The 23,612-nt window shown below is 73.8% G+C and carries 1 protein-coding gene; it reads left to right on the top strand.

Annotated features, from left to right (window positions below; translation table 11 throughout):
• Window positions 1–49: 49 nt before the first annotated feature.
• Window positions 50–23,602 carry a non-ribosomal peptide synthase/polyketide synthase gene (locus tag AB0H62_RS19115; protein WP_360587188.1) on the top strand — a complete coding sequence of 7,851 codons (23,553 nt, stop codon included), beginning with the start codon at window positions 50–52 and terminating at the stop codon, window positions 23,600–23,602.
• The last annotated feature ends 10 nt before the right edge of the window (window positions 23,603–23,612 follow it).

Below are 23,612 nucleotides of genomic sequence, written 5' to 3'. Positions count from 1 at the left end.
GCGCGGCGCCCAGTCAGTCCAGCTTCAGTCCAACGGTGGAGGCTCCCAGATGACCGGCGTCGTGCCCGGTTCCCCCTTGACCGCGGCGCAGGCCGGGGTCTTCTTCGCGCAGTCGCTCGCCCCGGCGGACCCGGCGTACCTCATCGGCTGGTACGCCGACGTGCGCGGCCGCGTCGATCCGGCGCGGCTCGCGGACGCGGTGCGCCGGGCGGTCGGCGAAGCCGAGGGGCTGCATGTGAGGGCCGAGGCCGACGAGACCGGCGTGCCGCGGCAGTACCCGGCGACGTGGGTGGCCGAGGTGCCCGTGGTGGACCTGTCCGGCGAACCTGACTCCGAAGCGGCGGCGCACGCGTGGGTGCGGGCGGCACTGGCGGAGCCGGTCGACCTCGGGTGCGGGCCGTTGACCGCGCACGCGGTGCTGGCGCTGGGACCGGACCGCGTGTGGTGGGCGCAGACGTTCCACCACCTGGTGACCGACGCGTACGGCCAGGCGGTGCTCACCCGCCGGGCCGCGGAGCTTTACGACGGCGCCACGTCCACTATGGACTGGTCGGTGGCGCCGCTCCTCGCCGCCGACGGCGAGTACCGGGAATCGGCCGCGCACGAAGCGGACCGCGCGTACTGGCGCGAAAAGCTCGCCGGCCGGCCCGATCCGGTGCGGCTGGCCGGCGGCGACGGCGAGGTGGTCCGGCGGTCGGTCACGCTGCCGGCCGCCCGCGCCGACGCGCTGCGGAAGTTCGCCGGCAACCACGGCACCCGCCTGTCGCGCGTGGTGCTCGCGGCGCTCGCCGCCTACGCGCACCGGATGACGGGCGCCGAGGACCTCGTGCTCGGCCTGCCCGTCGCGGCGCGTCCCGACGCCGAGCTGCGCGGCCGGCCCGGAATGCTGTCGAACCTCTTGCCACTGCGGGTTTCCGCGCGGCCCTCGGCGACACCGGCCGAGCTGGTCTCGGCGGTCACCCGCGAGGTCGCCGACCTGCTCGACCACGGCCGCTACCGCGGTGAGGACCTCGCGCGCGAGGAGAACCTGACCGGCGGGATGCACGAGCTCACCGGGCTGAGCCTCAACTTCCTGCCGGAGGTCTCGGTCGCATTCGGCGAAGCTGTGGCGACAGTGCACAGCGTCGCGCTCGGCCCCGTCACCGACCTTGCCGTGACCGCGCACGACGCCGGCGCGGGCGGCGGGCTGCGGCTCGAGTTCGCGGCCGCCGGCACCCCCGGGACGCTCGCCGAGCACGAGCGCCGTTTCCTCGCCGTGCTCGACGCCATGGCGGCGCACGCCGACCGCCCGATCGCAGCGATCGACCTGCTCACCGAACGCGAACGGCAGCTCGTGCTGACCGAGTTCGCGACGTCGCCCGCCGAATCCCCGGAGCTGAACTGGCCCGAGGCCTTCGCCCGCGTCGTCGCGCGGCAGCCGGAGGCCGTCGCCGTGGTGTGCGAGGGCGAGCAGCTCACCTACGCCGAGCTCGACGCCGCCGCGAACCGCCTGGCGCGCCTGCTCGCCGCCCGCGGGGTGGGGGCCGAGGACGTGGTCGCCGTGGCGCTGCCGCGCTCGATCGACCTGGTCGTGGGCCTGCTCGGCGTGCTCAAGGCCGGCGCCGCGTACCTGCCGCTGGACCTGGACCTGCCCGAGGACCGCCTGGAGTACCTGCTGACGGACTCGGGCGCGCGCGTCGTCCTGTCGGTCGCCGAGTCCGCGGACCAGCTGCCCGTGGTCGACGACGTCGTCCTGCTGGACGACCCCGCTGTGCGCGCGGAGCTCACCGCTCTGGACGGCGCGCCCGTCGACCGCGGCGGGCTGCGGCTCGACCGCGCCGCGTACGTCATCTACACCTCCGGTTCCACCGGCAAGCCCAAGGGCGTGGTGCTCTCGCACGACGGCATCGGCAGCCTGATCGTCACGGCCACCGAGCGCATCGGGATCACGCCCGAGAGCCGGGTCGTGCAGTTCGCGTCGGCGGGGTTCGACGTGACGGTGTGGGACCTCGTGATGTCGCTGTGCGTGGGCGGGCGCGTGATCGTGGTGCCGTCGCACCGCCGCGTCGCGGGCGTCGAGCTCACCGGCTACATCGCCGACAACGCCGCCACGCACATGATCCTGCCGCCCTCGCTGGTCGCCGCGCTGCCGGCCGACTGCGAGCTGCCGAAAGGCGCGGTGCTCATCGTCGGCACGGAAACCGTGCCGCCCGAGCTGATCGCGCGCTGGGCGAAGGACCTGCGCGTGGTCGCCGCGTACGGGCTCACCGAAGCGACGGTGAACTCCACGCTGTGGCTCGCGGAAACGGACTGGACCGGGCCGATCCCGATCGGGCGCCCCGACCCCAACACCCGCTGCTACGTGCTGGACACCGCGCTCAACCCCGTGCCACCGGGCGTCGAGGGCGAGCTCTACGTGGGCGGCCGCGGCCTCGCGCGCGGGTATGTCGGGCGTGCCGGGCTCACCGCCGAGCGGTTCGTGGCCGACCCGTTCGCCGGCCCGGGGGAGCGCATGTACCGCACGGGCGACCGCGTGCGCTGGCGCGCAGACGGGAACCTCGACTTCCTGGGCCGCGCCGACCACCAGGTCAAGATCCGCGGTTTCCGGGTGGAGCCGGGTGAGATCGAGTCGGTGATCGCGGCGCACGACGGCGTCGCACGCGTGGCCGTGGTGCCGCGCGAGGTCAAGCCGGGTGACCGGCGGCTGGTCGCGTACGTGGTGCCGGAGCAGGCGCCGGGCGCCGACCGGGACGCGGCGCGGGAGGCCGCGCAGGTCGACCGCTGGAAGGACGTGCACGAGCTGCTCTACTCGGTCGCCGGTCGCGACCCGTTCGACGAGGGGTTCACCGGCTGGAACTCCAGCTACGACGGGGAATCGCTGCCGCTGGGCGACATGCGTGCGTGGCGGGAATCCACCGTGGACTCGATTCGGGCGTTGCGGCCCCGTCGCGTTCTGGAGCTCGGCGTGGGCAGCGGGCTGCTGCTGTCGAAGCTCGCGCCGGACACCGATGAATACTGGGCGCTGGACCTGTCCGAAGAAGTGGTGCGGCTGCTGGAAACCCGTGTCGCGGACCGGCCGGAGCTGGCGGGCAAGGTGCACCTGCGGGCGCGCCCGGCGCACGAGCTGGGCGACCTGCCTGCCGGACACTTCGACACCGTGGTGATCAACTCGGTCGTGCAGTACTTCCCGAGCGCGGATTACCTCGTCGACGTGTTGCGGCAGGTCACGGGCTTGCTCGCCCCTAGTGGCTCAGTGTTCGTGGGTGACGTGCGGAACCTGAGCCTGCAGCGCGTGCTGCGCGCGGGCATCGCGGCCGCGCAGGGGGACGCGACGCCGGCCGCGGTCGACGCGGCTGTGGCTCGCGAGGACGAGCTGGTGCTCGACCCGGGCTTCTTCGCCGCGCTGCCTCGGCGGATCAGTGCGTTCACCGCGGCCGACCTGCGGCTGAAGCGCGCGACGTACGAGAACGAGCTCAGCCGGTACCGCTACGACGTCGTGCTGCGGACGGAACCCGTTGCCCCGCGCGAGGTTCCGGCGGTGCCGTGGGCCGAGCTGGGCTCGTCCGACGCGTTCTCGGCTCACCTCGGCGAGCACCAGCCGGCCGCGCTGCGCGTGACGGGGATCCCGAACGAGCGGCTCATCCCGGATCTCACGGCGCTGCAGGCGCTCGGCGGGGAGCCGGCGCCGGCTCGCGGTGCGGCCACGGACCCGGACGTGCTGGTCGAGCTGGCCGGCGCGGCCGGATACCGCGCGGCGGCCACGTGGTCGGGGGACACGGCGACGGCGTTCGACCTCGTGCTGTCGCGCGAGGAGCCGGTCGCGACGTACCTCGGTGCGACCGACGGTCCGCTCGCCAACGTGCCGGTGGTCTACCGCGATCCCGCGTCGCTGATGAAGGATCTGCGCACCCACGTCGAAGGGGCGTTGCCGCACTACCTGGTGCCCTCGGCGTTCGTGCCGCTGGATCGCCTGCCGATCATGACCAACGGCAAGCTCGACCGCGCCGCGCTGCCCCTGCCCGACTTCGGGGCGCTGGCGCGGGGCCGCTCGCCTCGGACGCCGCGCGAGGTCGCGTTGTGCACGGTGATGGCCGACGTCCTCGGCGTGCCCTCGGTCGGCGCGGACGACGACTTCTTCGCGCTCGGCGGCGACAGCATCTCGTCGATCCGGCTCGTGCTCGGCGCCGCTCGCCACGGCCTCGCCATCACGCCACGGCAGGTGTTCCAGCACCGCACCGCGGAGGCGCTCGCCGGGTGCGCCGGTGAAGTGACCACAGCCGACGAATCGGCCGAGCCGCTGCTGGAACTGTCGGAAACGGACTCGGCCGCCCTCGGCTCGCACGCCGAGGTGCTGCCGGTGACCCCGTTGCAGCAAGGGTTCTTCTTCCACGCCGCGTTCGAGGACGACGACGTCTACACCGTCCAGGAGATCTTCGACCTGGCCGGGCCGGTGGACCCGCCGACGCTGCGCCGCGCCGTGCAGAACCTCCTCGACCGCCATTCGTCGCTGCGGTCGGGTTTCCGCCAGCTCGACGACGGCCGAGTGGTCCAGGTCGTGGCCGCGCACTCCGAGCTGCCGTGGCGGGAGGTCTCGCCCGAAGGCGCCGCCGACGCGCTCGCCGCCGACCGCGACCGCCGCTTCGCCCTCGACCGGCCGCCGCTGCTGCGCGCCACGCTCGTCGGGCGCGAGCGGCTCGCCCTGACGTTCCACCACATCGTGGCCGACGGCTGGTCGGTCGCCGTGATGGTGCGCGAGATCCTCGCGCGCTACGGCACCACCGAACCGCTTCGGCCCGAACCCGCCTCGCGGACGGCGCACCTGCGCCTGCTGGCCGCGCGCGACCACGACGCGGCACGGCAGGCGTGGGGCGCAGCGCTCGCGGGCGTCGAGGAACCGACCCGCCTGGTGACCACGCCCGCCGGAGTGGCGCCACGGCGTCCTTCGCGCGTGCACTTCGCCGTCGACTCGGCGACCACCGCCCGCGTGGGCACGTTCGCGCGCGAGCACGGGCTCACGCTCGGCACCGTGCTGCACGGCGCGTGGGCTCTGCTGCTCGGCCGCCTGATCGGCCGTGGGGACCTGGTCTTCGGCAGCACGGTGTCGGGCCGCGACCCCGGTGTCGCGGGGATCGAGGATGCCGTCGGCGTGTACATCAACACCTTGCCCGTGCGGGTCCGCTGGACCGGGGGCGACACCGTCGCCGGGCTGCTGCGGCGGTTGCAGGACGAGCAGGCCGCGCTGCTGGACCACCAGCACCTCGGGCTCGCCGAGCTGCAGCGGATCGCCGGCGTGGGCCAGGAAGAGCTCTTCGACACGCTCGTCGTGGTCGAGAACTACCCGCGCGAGAACGACGACGCGGGCGCGCTGCGCGTGACCGGCGTCGAGGTCGTGGACGCGGTGCACTACCCGGTCGCGCTCATCGCCACGCCGGGCGACACGCTCGAGTTCGGGCTGAAGTTCGACGCGGCGCGCCTTGACGCACGGGCGGCCGAGCAGCTCGCGGAGCGGTTCGTGCGCGTGCTCGAAGCGTTCGCCGCGGCCCCGGACGCGCCGGTGGCGCACGTGGACCTCGTCTCGGCCGCCGAGCTGGAGCGGCTGGGAGAGCTGAACGCGACCGCCGTGTCAGTGCCGGAGCAAACGCTGCTCACGGCGTTCGAGCGGCACGTGGCCGAGGCTCCCGACGCGATTGCGGTGCTGTTCGAGGACCAGCGACTGTCCTATGCGGACCTGGACACTCGCGCGGCCGCGCTGGCCCGACGGTTGCGGGCCCGCGGTGCCGGGCCCGGGTCGGTGGTCGCCGTCGCGGTGCCGCGCTCGGCCGAGCTGATGGTGGCACTGCTGGGCGTGCTGAAGTCCGGCGCGGCTTACCTGCCCCTCGACCTCGACTACCCGGCCGAACGGCTCGAGTACATGCTCGCTTCCTCGGGGGCCGCGCTGGTCGTCATCGAACCGGGGACGGCCGCGAAGGTCCCGGCAGGGCCCGAACAGGTGGCCGTCGACGGCCCCGAAGACAGCACCGCGGTCGAGGTTCCCGGCGCGGTTGGCGGGCCGGACGACGCCGCCTACCTGATCTACACGTCCGGTTCGACCGGCCGGCCCAAGGGTGTTGTGGTCACGCACCGCGCGATCGTCAACCGGCTCGTGTGGATGCAGCACGAGTACCGGCTGGGCGCCGACGACCGCGTGCTGCAGAAGACGCCGTCGAGCTTCGACGTGTCCGTGTGGGAGTTCTTCTGGGCGCTGCGCGAAGGCGCGGCCGTGGTGTTCGCCCGGCCCGACGGCCACCGCGACCCGGCCTACCTCGCCGAGGTGATCCGCACCCACGGTGTGACAACGCTCCATTTCGTGCCGTCGATGCTGGCCGCGTTCCTCTCCGTCGAGGAGGTCACCGGCGATCCGCGCTGGGCCGCGTCGCTGCGTCGCGCGTTCACCAGCGGCGAGGCGCTGCCCGGCGAGGCCGCGGCACGCTGGCGGCGGCTGACGGGGGTGCCGCTGCACAACCTGTACGGCCCGACCGAGGCGGCCGTGGACGTGTCGTACTTCCCGTTCCGCGACGGTCCGGAAACGACTGTCCCCATCGGACGTCCGGTGTGGAACACGCGCCTGCTCGTGCTGGACACGTGCCTGCGCCCGGTGCCCGACGGCGTGGCGGGGGAGCTGTACCTCGCGGGCGTGCAGCTCGCGCGGGGTTACCACGGGCAGCCCGCGCTGACGGCGGAACGGTTCGTGGCCGACCCGTTCGGCGAGCCCGGCGCGCGGATGTACCGCACGGGTGACTTGGTGCAGCGCCGCGCGGACGGCGAGCTCGAGTACCTGGGCCGCACCGACCGGCAGGTGAAGATCCGCGGCAACCGCGTCGAGCTGGGCGAGATCGAGGCCGTGCTCGCGGCGCAGCCGGGCGTCCGGGCGGCCGCGGTCGTCGTGCACGACGGCGCCCTGGTCGGTTACGCAGCCGGTGCCGTGGACACCGACGAGCTCCGGGCCGCGTTGACCGCGGCGTTGCCCGCGACGATGGTGCCCCACGCCCTCGTGGTGCTCGACGAGTTCCCGCTGACCCCGAGCGGCAAGCTCGACACCCGCGCCCTGCCCGCGCCGGCCGTCCCCGCGGCCGCGGCGACGGTGCAGCGCGGCGACGACCGCGAGTCCGCCCTGGCGGCGATCTTCGCCGACGTGCTCGGGCTGGCCGAGGTCGGCGCGGACGGTGACTTCTTCCTGCTGGGCGGCGACAGCATCACGTCGATCAGCGTGTCGAGCCGGGCCCGCCGGGCCGGGTTCGACCTGAGCCCGAAGGACGTGTTCACCCACCGCACGCCCGCCGCGCTGGCGGCGCTCGGTGGCGAGCCCCGGGCGCAGGGGCCGGTGTCCGACCCGGACGGGGTCGGCGACGTGCCGCTGCTTCCCGAGGTCCACCGCCTGCGCGAATTCGGCGACAGCGGTGCCGAGTCGATCGAGCTGCGCCTGCCGGCCGATGCGGACACCGAAAGCCTCGCGGCCGCTCTGCAGGCAGTGTTCGACCACCACGACGGGCTGCGGCTCAAGCGCAGCCGCGTCGCGTCCGTGCTGTGGTCGCTCGAGACGCGCCCGGCCGGCGCGGTCGACGCCGCCGAGGTGCTGCTCGCCGCGAACACCACTGCCGCGAACACCACGGCTGCGGACACCACTGCCGCGGACACCACGGCCGAGTTCGACCCGGACGCCGGGATCCTGCTGCAGGCCGTCCGGTCCGGCGACCGGCTCGTGCTCACGGCCCACCCGTTGCTGGTCGACGCGCCGTCGTGGCGCACGATCGCCGCCGACCTCGCCACGGTATGGACGGCGGTGCAGGCCGGGCGCACGCCGGTGTTCGCCGCGGTGGAAACCTCGCTGCGCACCCACGCCCGCGCCGTCACCGAGCGAGCGCAGGCGCCGGAGCTGCTGGCGGACCTGGAACACTGGGCCGCGACGCTCGCGCCGGGTGCCGCGACGGTCCCCGTCGCCGGGACGCAGATCGAACGCATCGTGCGGTTCCCCCTCGACCAGAGCCGGGCCCTCGTCGAGCAGCTGCCGGCGTCGGTGCGCGGAGACGTGACCGACGTGCTGCTCACGGCCCTCGCGCAAGCCGGCGGCGAGCTGATCGTCGACGTGCTCGACCGTCCTGAAGGGACACCTGCCGCGGTGGGCGCGCTGCACACCGCGCGTCCGGTGCGGCTGACCGCGCCGGACCTCAAGCAGGTCAAGGACCTCGTCCGCGCAGCCCCCGACACGCTCGGCTACGGCCTGCTGCGCTACCTCAACCCGCAGGCCGCGCCGTTGTTCGCCCAGCTCGCCCGCGCCGACGTGCTGCTGCGCTACGCGGGCCACGTGTCGTTCGGCGCGCAGGACTGGGACTTCGCGGCCGGCCCGGGCGCACCGGTCGGCGCGCACGCGCTGCGCATCGGCGCGGTCTGCGAGGACACGCCGGAAGGACCGGTGCTGGCGCTCACCTTCGCCGGTGCCACACCGGACTTCGTCGACCGCGTGGTCGCCGCACTGGCCGACCTCGCCGGGACGGACGTCGCCGCGGCCGGGCTGACCACGTCGGACCTCACGCTGATCGAGTTGGCACAGGACGAGATCGAGCACGTCGAACGGCTGAGCCCGCTGCCGCTGTCGGACATCTGGCCGCTTTCGCCGTTGCAGGAAGGCCTGTTCTTCCACTCCAGCTACGACCAGTCGCGCATCGACGTCTACACGATCCAGGAGGCCATCGACCTCGACCGGCACCTCGACGCCGATCGCCTGCGTGCCGCGTGCGCGGCGCTGATGGACCGCACGCCCAGCCTGCGCGCGGGCTTCACTAGCGAAGGCCTGCGCGGGCCGGTGCAGTTCGTCACCGCTGGCTTCCCGCCGCCGGTGACCGAAGTGGACCTGCGCGGACTGTCCGAAGCGGACCGTGAGCGGCAGCTGGCCGAGCTGATGGAGCGCGACCGGACGACCCGGTTCGACCTCGCTACCCCGCCGCTGTTCCGGATCACGCTCGTGCGCCTCGGCGACGAACGCGCCCGCGTGGTGCTCAACCGGCACCTGCTGCTGTGGGACGGCTGGTCCGCGTGGCTGTTCATCGAGCAGCTCTTCGCGCACTACGAAGGCGGCGAACAGCCGACCGGCGGGTCCTATGTGGACTACTTGGAGTGGTTGTCCCGCCAGGACGTCGAGGAGGCCACGGCGGCGTGGCGCTTGGCGCTGTCGGGGCTGGGCGAGCCGACGCTGATCGGCCCCGACACGCAGGGGCTGGAACCCGTCACGCCGGTCAACCTCGACACACACCTGACGCCCGAGCTGACCGACCGGCTGCGCGACGAGGCCCGGCGCCACGGTCTCACGGTGAACTCGGTGCTCAACGCGGCGTGGGCCCTCGTGCTGTCCACGATGGTCGGCCGCCAGGACGTGGTGTTCGGCGCCGCCGTCGCCGGGCGCCCCGCCGCCGTGCCGGACATCGAGACCACGATCGGCCTGTTTCTCAACACCGTGCCGGCGCGTGTGCGGCTCGTGCCCGACGAGCCGGTGCTCGACCTGCTGCGCCGCATCCAGTCCGAGCGCATGGACCTCACACCGTACGAGTTCATGAGCCTCGGCGTGCTGCAGCGCGAGGCCGGCCACCGCGTGCTGTTCGACACGCTGTTCGTGCTCCGCGGCGCGGACGGCGACGAGCGTTACGCCGGGCTGCGCCACCGCCACGGCATCTCGAGCCTCGTGAACGTCGATGCCACGCACTACCCGTTGACGCTGGTCGTCACGCCGGGGCAGTCGATGCGCGTGACCCTGTCCTACCGCGACGACGTGATCGCGGCCGACGAGGCCGCCGTGCTGCTGAGCCGGTTCACCGGGCTCGTCGAGCAGCTCGTCGGCGACCTCACCGCACCTGTCGGCGCGCTGGAGACGGTGTCCGCCGAGCGCCGCGCGGAGCTGGCGGAGATCTGGTCGGCCACCGAGCACCCGATGGTGCGGGACACGATCGCCGACCTGCTTGCCGCGCAGGCCACGAGCACGCCGGATGCCACCGCCCTCGTGTTCGGCGAGCAGACGCTGACCTACTCGGAGCTCGACGAAGCCGTGAACCGCATGGCCCGCCTGCTGCTTTCCCGCGGCGCCGAGCCGGAACGCGTGATCGCGCTCGGCCTGCCGCGCTCGATCGACATGGTCGTGGCGCTGTTCGCCGTGCTGCGCACCGGAGCCGCGTACCTGCCGCTCGAACTCGACTACCCGGCCGACCGCCTCGCGCTGATGCTCGACGATGCCGGCCCCCTGTGCCTGGTCACGACCACGGCCGTCGCGCGGGATCTGCCGCAGGACCTGCCGCGCGTGCTGCTCGACAGCGAGGAGACGCGCGCGGAACTCGGCGCGCTGTCCGGCGGCGACCTGGCGGACGCCGAACGCCCACTGTTCGGCCGCGACCGTGCCGACCGCATGGAACACCCCGCGTACGTCATCTACACCTCCGGTTCCACGGGGAAGCCGAAGGGCGTCGTCACGCCCTACCGCGGCCTGACGAACATGCAGCTCAACCACCAGGAAGCGATCTTCGGGCCGGCCATCGAGTCGGCCGGCGGGCGGCGGCTGCGGATCGCGCACACCGTGTCGTTCGCGTTCGACATGTCGTGGGAAGAGCTGCTGTGGCTCGTGGAGGGCCACGAGGTGCACGTGTGCGACGAGGACCTGCGCCGCGACGCCCGCGCGCTCGTGGCGTACTGCGACCGGCATCGCGTCGACGTGGTGAACGTGACGCCGACCTACGCGCACCTGCTCATCGAGGAGGGCCTGCTCGAGGAAGGTCCCGAAAGCCACCGCCCCGCGTTGGTGCTGCTCGGCGGCGAGGCCGTGTCCGAATCGGTCTGGAACCGCCTGCGCGACACCGAAGGCGTCTACGGCTACAACCTCTACGGCCCCACCGAGTACACGATCAACACCCTCGGGGGCGGCACGACCGACAGCGACACCCCGACCGTCGGCAAGCCCATCTGGAACACCCGCGCGTACATCGTGGACAACTGGCTGCGGCCGGTGCCCGACGGCGTGCCCGGTGAGCTCTACATCGCCGGCACCGGCCTGGCCCGCGGCTACCTCGGTCGAGCGGCCCTCACCGCGGAGCGGTTCGTCGCGGATCCGTTCGGCGAGCCCGGCGCGCGCATGTACCGCACGGGCGACCTCGTGCGCCGGCGGCCCGACGGGAACCTCGACTTCCTCGGCCGCACCGACGACCAGGTGAAGATCCGCGGCTACCGCGTGGAGCTGGGCGAGATCGAGACGGCGCTGGCGCGGCACCCGCAGGTCGCGCAGGCGGCCGTGATCGCGCGACCGGACCCGTCGGCACCGGGGCTGCAGCGGCTCGTCGGCTACGTCGTGCCGGCCGAGCTGAGCGGCGACGAGCGCGACGCGGCCGAGGCCGACCAGGTCGGCGAATGGGAGCAGATCTACTCCGACGAGTACACCGAGATCCCGACCGCGCTGTTCACCGAGGACTTCGCCGGCTGGGACTCCAGCTACGACGGCACGCCGATCCCGCTGGCGCACATGCGGGAGTGGCGCGCGGCCACCGTCGCGCGCATCGAGGAGCTGGCGCCGCGGCGGATCCTGGAGATCGGCGTCGGCACCGGCCTGCTGATGGGGCAGCTCGCGCCGCACGCCGAGGAGTACTGGGGCACCGACCTCGCCGCGCCGGTGATCGGCAAGCTCACGCGAGAGCTGGAGCGGGATCCGGAGCTGGCCGCCAAGGTCGCACTGCGGGCGCAGCCGGCGCACGAGTTCGGCGACCTGCCGCGCGGCCACTTCGACACCGTCGTCATCAACTCCGTGATCCAGTACTTCCCGAGCGTCGACTACCTCACGCAGGTGCTGAGCACGGCGCTCGATCTGCTCGCGCCGGGCGGTTCGCTGTTCGTCGGCGACGTGCGGAACCTCCGGCTGGTGAGGTCGTTCCACACGGCCATCCAGCTCACGCGCGCCGACGCGACGTCAGACGTCGCCCAGCTGCGCCGCGCGATCGAACGCGGAGCCGCGCTGGAGAAGGAGCTCCTGCTCGACCCGGACTACTTCACGGCGCTCGCGCACACGCTGCCCGGCGTCGGCGCCCGCATCCGCGTGAAGCGGGCCGAACTGCACAACGAGCTGAGCCGCTACCGCTACGACGTCGTGCTCACCAAGGACACCGCGGGCGAGGTGCCGGTGGCGCAGGCGCCGCGCCTGCTGTGGGACGAGGCCGGCTCGCTCGCCGAGCTGGAGAGCAGGCTGACCGGCGACCAGCTGCGTGTCAGCCGGATTCCGGACGCGCGGCTCGCCGCGGAGTTCGCCGCCATGCGGGCGCTCGACGCGGGCGCGCCGCTGCTCGACGTGCTGGATCGCTTCCACGGCACCGGTGACGGCATCGAACCCGAAGCGGTGCACCGCCTGGGTGAGCGCCTGGGCTATGCCGTGCACACGACGTGGTCGACCGGCGTCGACGGGGTGTTCGACGCCGTGTTCGTCCGCGCGGAGGCACCGGTCTCGGGCCTGTACGTGCCCGCTGCGACGGGCACGAACCTCACGCGGTTCGCCAACCGCCCCACCGCCGCGCGCGGCAGCGCCGAACTGGTGCAGGTGCTGCGCGACGAGCTGAAGCGGCAGCTGCCCGACTACATGGTCCCGGCGGCGTTCGTGACGCTCGGCAGCCTGCCCCTGACCGACAACGGCAAGCTCAACGTCCGCGCCCTGCCCGATGCCGAACCCGCCGTGTCGCTGGCGGAGAGCCGGCCCGCGGCCTCGCGCGAGGAAGAGGTTCTCTGCGAGCTGTTCGCCGAGGTCCTCGGCCTCGTGCGCGTGGGCGTGGAGGACTCGTTCTTCGACCTCGGCGGGCACTCGCTGCTGGCCACCCGTCTGATCAGCCGCGCGCGGACCGAGCTCGGCGCCGAGCTGGCGATCAAGGACCTGTTCGAGGCCCCGACCGTCGCGGAGCTGGCCGCGCGGGCCGGGAGCGGCGAACCCGCGCGGCCGTCGGTTGTGCGCGCGGAACGGCCCGAGCGCGTCCGGCTGTCTGCGGCCCAGCGCCGGCTACTGCTGCTGGAAGAGCTGGGCGAGGTCGGCGAGGCGTATGACTTCCCGCTGTTCTTCCGCGTGTGTGGCGACCTCGACGTGGCCGCGCTGCGCACCGCGCTCGGCGACGTCGTCGCCCGGCACGAGTCGCTGCGCACCGTCTTCGCCGACCACGAAGGCTCGCCGTACCAACGGGTTCTGCCCGCGGCGGAGCCGGAGCTCACGGTCGGGGACTGCGCGGAGGCCGACGTGCCCGAGCGGCTGCGGGAGCTGGCCCGGTACCGCTTCGACCTGCGACGCGAGCCGCCGCTGCGCGCCGAGGTGCTGCGGCTGGACGATCGTGACCACGTGGTGGCGATCGTGCTCCACCACGTCGCCACCGACGAATGGTCCGACCGGCCGTTCCTCGCGGACCTGACCACTGCGTACGAGGCGCGCGTGGCCGGCCGCTCGCCGGAGCTCGCGCCGCTTCCCGTGCAGTACGCGGACTACGCGCTCTGGCAGGAGGCGCTGCTCGACCGGCTCGGTTCCGAGCAGCTGGAGTTCTGGACCACGGCGTTGCGCGGCCTGCCGGACGAGCTGGCTCTGCCGGCCGACCGGCCCCGCCCCGCCCGTCCGAGTGGTGCCGGCCGGACCGTGCGGGCCGGACTGCCGGCCGAGGTCGCCCGAGCGCTGCACGGCTTGGCGGCGTCGTCGGGCGCGAGCATGTTCATGGTGCTGCACGCGACCGTCGCGACCCTGCTGCACCGGCTCGGGGCGGGCGAGGACATCCCGCTGGGCGCGCCGATCGCGGGCCGCACCGACGCCGCGCTCGACGAGCTGGTCGGGTTCTTCGTCAACACGCTCGTGCTGCGCGCCGACCTGTCCGGTGAGCCGACGTTCGCCGAGCTGCTCGCCCGGCTGCGCGAAGCGGACCTTTCCGCGTTCTCGCACCAGGACCTGCCCTTCGACCGGCTGGTCGAAGAGCTGAACCCGGACCGCGTGCCGGGGCGCAACCCGCTGTTCCAGGTCATGACGGGCTACCACTACCGGCCCGACGGCGACCCGGACGTGCTGGGGCTGCCCACCGAGTGGCTCGAGGTGCCCGGTGAGACGGCGATGTTCGACCTGAGCTTCACAATGGTCGACGGCGCCGGTGCCGAGATCACGTTGCAGCTGGAGTACGCCACCGACCTGTTCGACGCGGGCACGGCGGAGCGGATGCTCGCGCGGCTGGTCTCGCTGTTCGGCCAGGTTGCCGCCGAACCCGCCGCCACGATCGGCGAGTACGACCTGCTCGGCGACGACGAACGCGATCTCGTTGTGCGCCAGTGGAACGACACCGCGCACGAGAGCGAACCGGCGACCGTGGCGGAGCTGGTCGAGGCCCAGGTGGCGGCGACGCCGGACGGCGTGGCCGTGGTGTTCGAGGGCACTTCCCTGACCTACGCCGAGGTGGACGCGTGGGCCAACCGGCTCGCCCACTGGCTGCGGGAGCAGGGCATTGGCGCCGAATCGGTGGTCGCGGTCGCGCTGCCTCGCTCGGTCGAGTTGGTCGTGGCGCTGTACGCCGTGCACAAGGCGGGCGCCGCCTACCTGCCGCTCGACCCCGGCCAGCCGGCCGAGCGCGTGGAGTACCTGCTCGCCGATGCCGCTGCGGTGTGTGTCCTCGACGACCCGGCGCTCCTCGGGCGGCTGGACGGCTACCCCGCCACGGCACCGGAACGCGTGGCGCGCCCGGCGAACCCCGCGTTCGTCCTCTACACGTCCGGTTCGACCGGTCGGCCCAAGGCCGTGGTTGTTCCGCACGAAGGCGTGGTGAACCGGCTGCGCTGGCTGCAGCACGCTTATCCGATGGACGCGACGCACCGCATGCTGCACAAGACGCCGATCACCTTCGACGTGTCGGTGAGCGAGGTGTTCTGGCCGCTCATGGTCGGCGGCGTCGTGGTCGTCGCGCGCCCGGACGGGCACCGCGACCCGCGGTACCTGGCCGAGCTGATCCAGGCCGAGCGCGTGACAGCCGCCGACTTCGTGCCGTCGATGCTGCAGCTGTTCCTGGAAGAACCCGCCGCGGCCGGGTGCACGAGCCTCACGCGGATCGTCGTCGGCGGCGAGGCGCTGGGACGCGACCTGGCCGCCCGGGTCCGCGAGGTGCTCGGCATCCCGCTGCACAACCTCTACGGCCCGACCGAGACGTCGATCGACGTGCTGGCCTGGACCGACGACGGCGGGCCGATCGCGATCGGGCGGCCGGGCTGGAACGTGCGCGCGTACGTGCTCGACGCGCGCCTGCAGCCGGTGCCGCCGGGCGTCACCGGCGCGCTATACCTCGCGGGCGCCCAGCTCGCCCGTGGTTACCTCGGGCGGCCCGGCCTGACGGCGGATCGCTTCGTCGCCGACCCGTTCGGCCCGCCGGGTTCGCGGATGTACCGCACTGGCGACCTGGCCCGCCACCGCGCCGACGGCGTGCTGGAGTTCTCGGGCCGCGCCGACGACCAGGTGAAGGTGCGCGGCGTCCGGATCGAGCCCGGTGAGGTCGAGGCCGCGCTGGCCGGCGACCCATCGGTGGCGCAGGTCCGGGTGGCCGCGCGCGACGGGCTGCTGGTCGCCTACGTCGTCCCGGCCGGTGCGCTGGACGCGGCCGGTTTGCGGGCGCGGGCCGCGGAAACGCTGCCGCCGCACCTGGTTCCGGCGGCGGTCGTCGAGCTGGCGGAGCTGCCGCTCACCCCGAGCGGCAAGCTGAACCGCCGTGCGCTGCCGGCGCCGGAGTTCTCGGCCGGGTCCGGCCGGGCGCCCCGGACGGCGCGCGAGACCGAGCTGTGCGAGCTCTTCGCCGAGGTGCTCGGCGTGGCCGAGCCGAGCGTCGACGACGACTTCTTCGCTCTCGGCGGGCATTCACTGCTCGTGATGCGGCTGGTGAGCCGGATCCGGGGCGCCCTCGGCGTCGACGTGCCGCTGCGCACGGTGTTCGATGCGCCGACGGTCGCGCAGCTGGCCACCCGACTCGACGGTCTGTCGGCCGGGCGGCCCGAACTGGTGGCGGCGACGCGGCCGGAGGTGCTCCCGCTTTCGGCGGCGCAGCAACGGCTCTGGTTCCTCTACCGCTTGGACGGCCCCACGTCGACGTACTCCGTGCCGCACACGTGGCGGCTGCGGGGCGCCTTGAACCTCGACGCGTTGCGCGCGGCGTTCGGCGACGTCGTCACCCGGCACGAGGTGCTGCGCACGGTCTTCGAGGAACACGACGGGGTCCCCGCGCAGCGGATCCTCGCCGGCGCGCCGCTGGACTTCGCCGTCGAGCACGTGACCGAGGTGACCGCGGGGATCCGGTCCGAAGTGGACGTTCCGTTCCGGCTCGACGAGGCCCCGCCGGTGCGGGTGCGCGTGTTCACCGTGGCCGACGACGAGCACATGCTGCTGGTGCTGCTGCACCACGTGGTCACCGACGAGTGGTCGGAAGGCCCGCTGCTCGCCGACCTCGCGACGGCCTACCGCGCGCGGCTCGACGGTGTCGCTCCCGAGTGGACACCGTTGCCGGTGCAGTACGCGGACTACGCGTTGTGGCACCAGGCCGTGCTCGACGGCGAGCAGGAGGGCCAGAGCTCGTTCTGGCGCGACGCGCTCGCCGGGCTGCCGGAGGAGCTGGATCTGCCCGCCGACCGGCCGCGGCCGGCGGAGTCCAGCCACCGCGGCGGCACGGTGACGTTTGAGGTGCCGGCCGAGCTCACGGCGCGGCTGCGCGCGCTGGCGATCGGGCACGACACCAGCATGTTCATGCTCAGCCAGGCCGCGGTCGCCACGCTGCTGCACCGCCTGGGCGCCGGCACCGACATCGCGCTGGGCGCGCCGGTGTCCGGGCGCACGGACGAACGGTTGACGGATCTGGTCGGGTTCTTCGTGAACTCGCTGGTCCTGCGCACGGATCTGGCGGGCGATCCCGCGTTCGGCGAGCTGTTGCGACGGGTGCGGGCGACGGACCTGGCCGCGTTCTCACACCAGGACCTGCCGTTCGACCGCGTGGTCGAGGTGGCGGACCCGGAGCGTTCCCTGGCGCGGCACCCGCTGTTCCAGACCATGGTCGTGTACCTGCCGGAGGGCGCGGACTCGCCACAGCTGCCAGGGCTGCAGGTCGTGCGCGAGGACGTGACGCAGGACGTCGCGAAGTTCGACCTCGAGTTCGGGTTCCTGGAGCAGCCGGGCGGCGCGATCGCCGGCGCGGTGGAGTACAGCGCTGACCTGTTCGACCGCGCGACGGCGGAGTCGTTCTCGACGCGGCTGGTGCGGGTGCTGGAGCAGGTGGCCGCTGATCCCTCGGTGCCGGTCGGGTCGGTCGACGTGCTGTCGGACGATGAATCGGCGCTGCTGGCGACGTGGAACGCCACCGATCACGACGTGGTCCCGGCGACACTGCCGGAGCTGTTCGAGGCGCAGGTCGCTCGGACGCCGGATGCCGCCGCGGTGGTGTTCGAGGGCGCGTCGCTGTCGTACGCGGAGCTGAACGCGCGGGCCAACCAGCTCGCCCGGTGGCTGCGCGAGAACGGCGCCGGGCCGGAGTCCGTGGTCGCGGTGTCGCTGCCGCGGTCGCTGGACCTCGTGGTATCGCTCTACGCGATCCACAAGGCGGGCGCGGCCTACCTGCCGCTCGACCCGGACTACCCGGCCGACCGGCGTGAGTTCATGCTCGCCGACGCCGCTCCGGCCGTCGTGCTCGACGGCCCGGTCGACGCGTCCGGTCACGGCAGCACGAACCTGGAGCTCACGGTTCCACCGGACGCGCCCGCGTACGTGATTTACACCTCGGGCTCGACCGGGCGGCCCAAGGGCGTCGTGGTCCCGCACGCCGGGATCGTGAACCGGTTGCAGTGGATGCAGGACGAGTACGCACTGACCGCCGACGATCGCGTGCTGCAGAAGACGCCGTCGAGCTTCGACGTGTCGGTGTGGGAGTTCTTCTGGCCGCTCGTCACCGGCGCGACGCTGGTGGTCGCCAAACCCGAGGGGCACACGGATCCCGTGTACCTCGCGGGGCTGATCCAGCGTGAAGGCGTGACGACCGTCCACTTCGTCCCGTCGATGCTGGAGGTGTTCCTCGGCGAACCGGGCGCCCGCGCGTGCCCGAGCCTGCGGCGCGTGCTGTGCAGCGGTGAGGCCCTGCCGGCCGACGTCGTGGCGAAGTTCGACCTCGACGCCGAACTGCACAACCTCTACGGGCCCACGGAGGCGTCGGTCGACGTCACCGCGGCGCCCGCGCGAGTGGCGGCGTCGGGCCGGGTCCCGATCGGACGTCCGGTGTGGAACACCCGCACCCACGTCCTTGACGCGCGCCTGCGGCCCGTGCCGCCGGGCGTGGCGGGGGAGCTGTACCTGTCCGGCGTGCAGCTGGCGCGCGGCTACCACGCGCGCCCGGGCCTGACGGCGGAACGGTTCGTCGCGGACCCGTTCGGCGCGCCCGGCGAGCGGATGTACCGGACCGGCGACCTCGCGCGCTGGACGGCGGACGGGGAGCTCGAGTTCCTGGGCCGCGCCGACGACCAGGTCAAGATCCGCGGCTTCCGCGTGGAGCTCGGCGAGATCGAGGCCGCTTTGGGCACGCACCCGGCCGTCGCTCAGGCGCGCGTGATCGTCCACGAAGGACGGCAGCTCGTGGCCTACGTCGTCGCGAGCGGGGCCACGGACGACCTGCTCGACAGCGCCGTTCTCAAGCACGTCGCGAAGACGCTGCCCGAGCACATGGTCCCGGCCGCCGTCGTGGCGCTGGCCGAGCTGCCGCTGACGCCGAGCGGCAAGCTCGACCGCCGGGCGCTGCCCGCACCGGAGTTCGAGGCCGGCGACGACGCTCCGGCCACACCCCGCGAGGAAGTGCTCGCGGAGCTGGTGGCCGGCGTGCTCGGGCTGCCGCGCGTCGGCGTGCGCGACGACTTCTTCCGCCTTGGCGGCGACAGCATCGTCGCGATGCAGCTCGTGGCCCGCGCCCGGGCCGCCGGTCTGCTGCTCGGCGCGCGGGACGTGTTCCGCCACCGCACGATCACCGGCCTCGCGGAGGTCGCGGGGGAGGTGCTGGCCACGCCGTCGTCGGACGACGGACGGCCGCTGCTGGACCTGAGCGAGGCGGAACGCGCGGAGCTGCAGGCGAGCGCACCCGACGCGGCCGAGGTCTGGCCGCTCACGCCGCTGCAGTCGGGGCTGCTGTTCCTGGCCACGGCCGACACCGAGGGCCCGGACGTCTACACGGTGCAGTTCGGGTTCGACCTCGCCGGCCCGCTCGATCCGTCCCGGCTGCGGCAGGCGGTGCGGGACTTGCTGGGGCGGCACCCGAACCTGCGCACGAGCTACCGGTACCTGGCTTCCGGGCGTCCGGTCGCGCTCGTCGCGCGTTCGGCCGAGCCCGAGTGGCGGGAGGCGGCCGACGACGCCCTCGACGCGGAGTTCGCGCACGAGCGCCGCCGGTTCGACGTCAGCGCCGGGCCGCTGCTGCGGTTCCTGCTCGTGCGCTTCGCCGACGGGCACCACCGGCTGGTGGTGTCGCACCAGCACCTGCTGCTCGACGGCTGGTCCGTGCCGCAGCTGCTGGCCGAGCTGTCCGCGCTGTATGCCGGCCGGGAGCAGCCGCCCGCGCTGCCGTACCGCGGTTACCTGGGCTGGCTGCGTGACCAGGACGAGGCCACGGCCAAGGCGGCCTGGCGGGACTCGCTCGCCGGCCTGGCCGAGCCCACCCGGCTCGCGCCCGTGGACCCGGATCGGGCGCCCGCGTTGCCGAAGCAGCGGACGCTGGAACTGCCCCGTGAAGCGACTGCCGAGCTGACGGAGCTGGCGCGCGAGCGCGGGCTCACGGTGAACACGCTGGTCCAGACGGCGTGGGGCCTCCTGCTCGCGTCGCTCACCGGGCGCACCGACGTGGTGTTCGGCGCGACGGTCGCGGGCCGACCGCCGGAGCTGCCCGGAATGGAGCGGATGCTCGGCCTGTTCATCAACACCGTGCCGGTGCGCGTGCGTCACGACCCGGCCGAACCGCTGTCGGCGCTGCTGGAGCGCGTGCAGGAGGAGCAGGCCGCGCTCCTGCCGCACCAGCACGTGGGGCTGGCCGACATCCAGCGCGAGGCCGGGCTGGGCGAGCTGTTCGACACGCTCGTGGTGTTCGAGAGCTACCCCGGCGCCGAGGACGATCCTGACGACGGGCTGCGGGCGACGATCGTGGACCACCGCGACTCCACGCACTACCCGCTGACGTGGGCCGTCGAACCGGCCGGGCGGCTCCGGCTCACCGCCGAGTACCGCGCGGACCTGTTCACCGACGAGGACGCGGAGCGCCTGCTCGCCGGCATGGAACTGCTGCTGGGTGCGATGGCGTCCGAAGTGGACCGTCCGGCCGGGACGGTCGACGTGCTGCCGGCTGAGCTGTCGCGGCGGATCCTGCGCGACTGGAACGACAACGCGCGCGCGGTGGAGCCGTCGACCGTCGCCGGGCTGTTCGAGGCGCAGGTGCGCCGCTCGCCCGACGCCGTCGCGGTCGTCGGCGGGGCGAAGTGGACCTATGCGGAGCTGAACGCGCGGGCCAACCGGCTCGCGCGGGCCCTGGTCGAGCGCGGTGCCGGGCCGGAGACGCTGGTGGCGCTGGCGTTGCCGAGGTCGGCCGACGTGCTGCTGGCGATCCTCGCCGTGCACAAGGCCGGCGCGGGCTATCTGCCGATCGACCCGGACTACCCGGCCGAACGGCTCGCCGCGATGCTGGCGGATGCCCGGCCCGGGCTGCTGGTCACCGTCACGGAGGTCCGCGGTGTGCTGCCCGAGTTCGACGACACGGTGCTGCTGCCGGATCTCCTGGCGGCCGAGGTGTCTGAAGTGTCCGAAGAGGACTTGACGGACGCCGACCGGCTGCGCCCGCTGCGGCCCGAGAACCCGGCGTACGTGATCTACACGTCGGGCTCGACGGGCACGCCGAAGGGCGTCGTGGTGCCGCACGCGGGGCTGGTGAACCTGTTCCACAGCCACCGGGCGACGCTGCACCGGCCGGCCGTGGCCCGCGCCGGGCGCGAGCACCTGCGGGTGGGGCACGCGTGGTCGTTCTCGTTCGACGCGTCGTGGCAGCCGCAGCTGTGGCTGCTCGACGGCCACGCCGTGCACGTGGTGCCCGACGAGGTGCGCCGCGACCCGGAGCAGCTCGCCGACCTGATCCGGCGCGAGGGCCTCGACTTCATCGAGGTCACGCCATCGCTGTTCACGCAGCTGGCCGACGCCGGGCTCGTCGAGGGCGACCGGTGCCCGCTGGCCGTGGTCGGCGTCGGCGGCGAGGCGGTGCCGGACGCGCTCTGGCGCCGGCTGGCCGAGCTGGACGGGACCGAGGCGGTCAACCTCTACGGGCCGACGGAGTCCACTGTGGACGCGCTGGTGGCGCGGATCGCGGACAGTGACCGGCCGCTCGTGGGCCGGCCGGTGGCCAACACCCGCGCGTATGTGTTCGACGGTTCGCTGCGGCCCGTCCCGCCGGGCGTCACGGGGGAGCTGTACCTCGCCGGTGGGGGCCTGGCGCGGGGATACCTCGGCCGGTCGGCGCTGACGGCCGAGCGGTTCGTCGCGGACCCGTACGGCGAACCCGGCACGCGCATGTACCGCACGGGCGACCTCGCGCGGTGGACGCCCGACGGCCGGCTCGACTTCGGCGGCCGCGCCGACGACCAGGTGAAGATCCGCGGCTTCCGCGTGGAGCCCGCGGAGATCGAGGCGGCGCTCGACCGGCACCCGGCGGTGGCGCAGTCGGTGGTCGTGGTGCGCGAGGCGCGGGTGAAGCAGCTGGTGGCGTACGTGGTGCCGGCGGCGCCGGTGGACGCTGCGGAGCTGCGGCAGTACGCCGCGTCGGCGCTGCCGGATCACCTGGTGCCGGCGGCGTTCGTGGTGCTGGAGCGGCTTCCGGTGCTGGCCAACGGGAAGCTCGACCGCGCGGCCTTGCCCGCGCCGGACTTCTCGGCCCAGGTCGGCGGCCGCGCACCGTCGACCGAGCGGGAGCGCGAGCTGTGCGCGATGGTCGGCGAGGTGCTCGGCGTGCCGGGCCTCGGCGTCGACGACGACTTCTTCGCGCTGGGCGGCGACAGCATCGTGGCCATGCAGCTGGTGGCCCGCGTCCGCGCGGGTGGGCTGCGGATCTCGCCGCGCGACATCTTCCGGCACCGGACGGTGGCGGGGCTCGCGACGGTGGCCACCGAGGCCGGCGTCGTGAAGCCGGTGTCCGACGACGGCACCGGCACCGTCGGGCTGACCCCGATCATGCACGCGATGCGGGAGCTGGGCGGCCCGATCGCCGGGTACCACCAGGCGGCGCTGCTGATCACGCCGGCCGAGGTGACGAGCGAGAGGCTTTCTTCCGTGCTGCGGGCCGTGGTCGACCGGCACCCGATGCTGCGGGCGCGGCTCGACCGGGAGCCCGAGCGGTGGGCGTTGCGGGTGCCGGCACCGGTGGACGTGAGCGGCTGGGTGTCGCGACTGGACGTTCGCGGGCTCGGGGGTGCGGAGCTGGAGCGCGTGATCGCGGCGGAAGCTCTGGCCGCGCGGGCGCGGCTCGACCCGGACGCCGGCGCGATGCTGCGGGCGACCTGGTTCGACGCCGGGCCGGCGCGGGGCCGGTTGCTGGTGCTGGTGCACCACCTCGTGATCGACGGGGTGTCCTGGCGCGTGCTGCTGCCCGACTTCGCGGCGGCGTGGGAGGCCGTGGCCGCCGGGCGGAAGCCGGAGCTGCCGCCGGTGGACGTGTCGTTCCGGCGGTGGTCGGAGGAGCTCGCGGCGCGGGCGCAGGAGCCGGCTCGCGAGGCTGAGCTGGACCGGTGGCGCTCGGTGCTCGCCGGCGGCGATCTGTTGCCGCTGCTGCGTTCGCGTGATCCGGAGATGGACGTCGATTCGGGGCTGGCGGCTCTGTCGCTGACCTTGCCGGCGGCGGTGACGGGTCCGCTGCTGGGCCGCGTGCCGGCGGCGCTGCGGGCGACCGTGAACGACGTGCTGCTCACCGGCCTCGCGCTCGCGGTGGCCGACTGGCGCCGCCGCCACGGCGCGGGCGAGGGCACGGCGACGCTCGTCGACCTCGAGGGCCACGGCCGCGAGGACGAGCTCGCCGGCGGCGCGGACCTGTCGCGCACGGTCGGCTGGTTCACCAGCGTCGTGCCGGTCTGCCTCGACCTGGGCGAACTCGACCTCGCCGACGCACTGGCGGGCGGCCCGGCGGCGCGCACGGCACTCGAGCGCGTGCGGGCGGAGCTGGACGCCGCACCCGTCGCGGGCACGGGCTTCGGGCTGCTGCGGCACCTGAACCCCGTGACCGGGCCGGAGCTCGCCGCGCTGCCGGAGCCGGAGATCGAGTTCAACTACATGGGCCGCTTCGGCCACGCCGACCAGGGCGACTGGGACTACGCCCCCGAGGGCGACGCCGCCGACCTCGGCGCCGATCCCGGCAAGCGCGTCTCCCACGCGCTGACCGTCAACGCGCTGGCCGAAGACCGGCCCGACGGCCCCGCCCTGGCGGCCCACTGGTCGTGGCCCGAGGCCCTCGCACCCGAATCGCGGGTGCGCGACCTGGCCGAAACGTGGTTCCGCGCGCTGGGCGCCCTGGTGCGCCACGCCGAAAACTCGCAGTGAGAAAGGACAA

Origin of the sequence: Amycolatopsis sp. NPDC050768 (assembly GCF_040654155.1) — a bacterium.
In the GTDB taxonomy this organism is placed as follows: domain Bacteria; phylum Actinomycetota; class Actinomycetes; order Mycobacteriales; family Pseudonocardiaceae; genus Amycolatopsis.
Note: the sequence above shows the minus strand (reverse complement) of the source record. Positions and strands in the feature narration are given on the sequence as shown.

Coding starts and splice junctions, on each gene's coding strand:
- AB0H62_RS19115 (WP_360587188.1), top strand. CDS start 50: ATGACCGGCGTCGTGCCCGGTTCCCCCTTGACCGCGGCGCAGGCCGGG.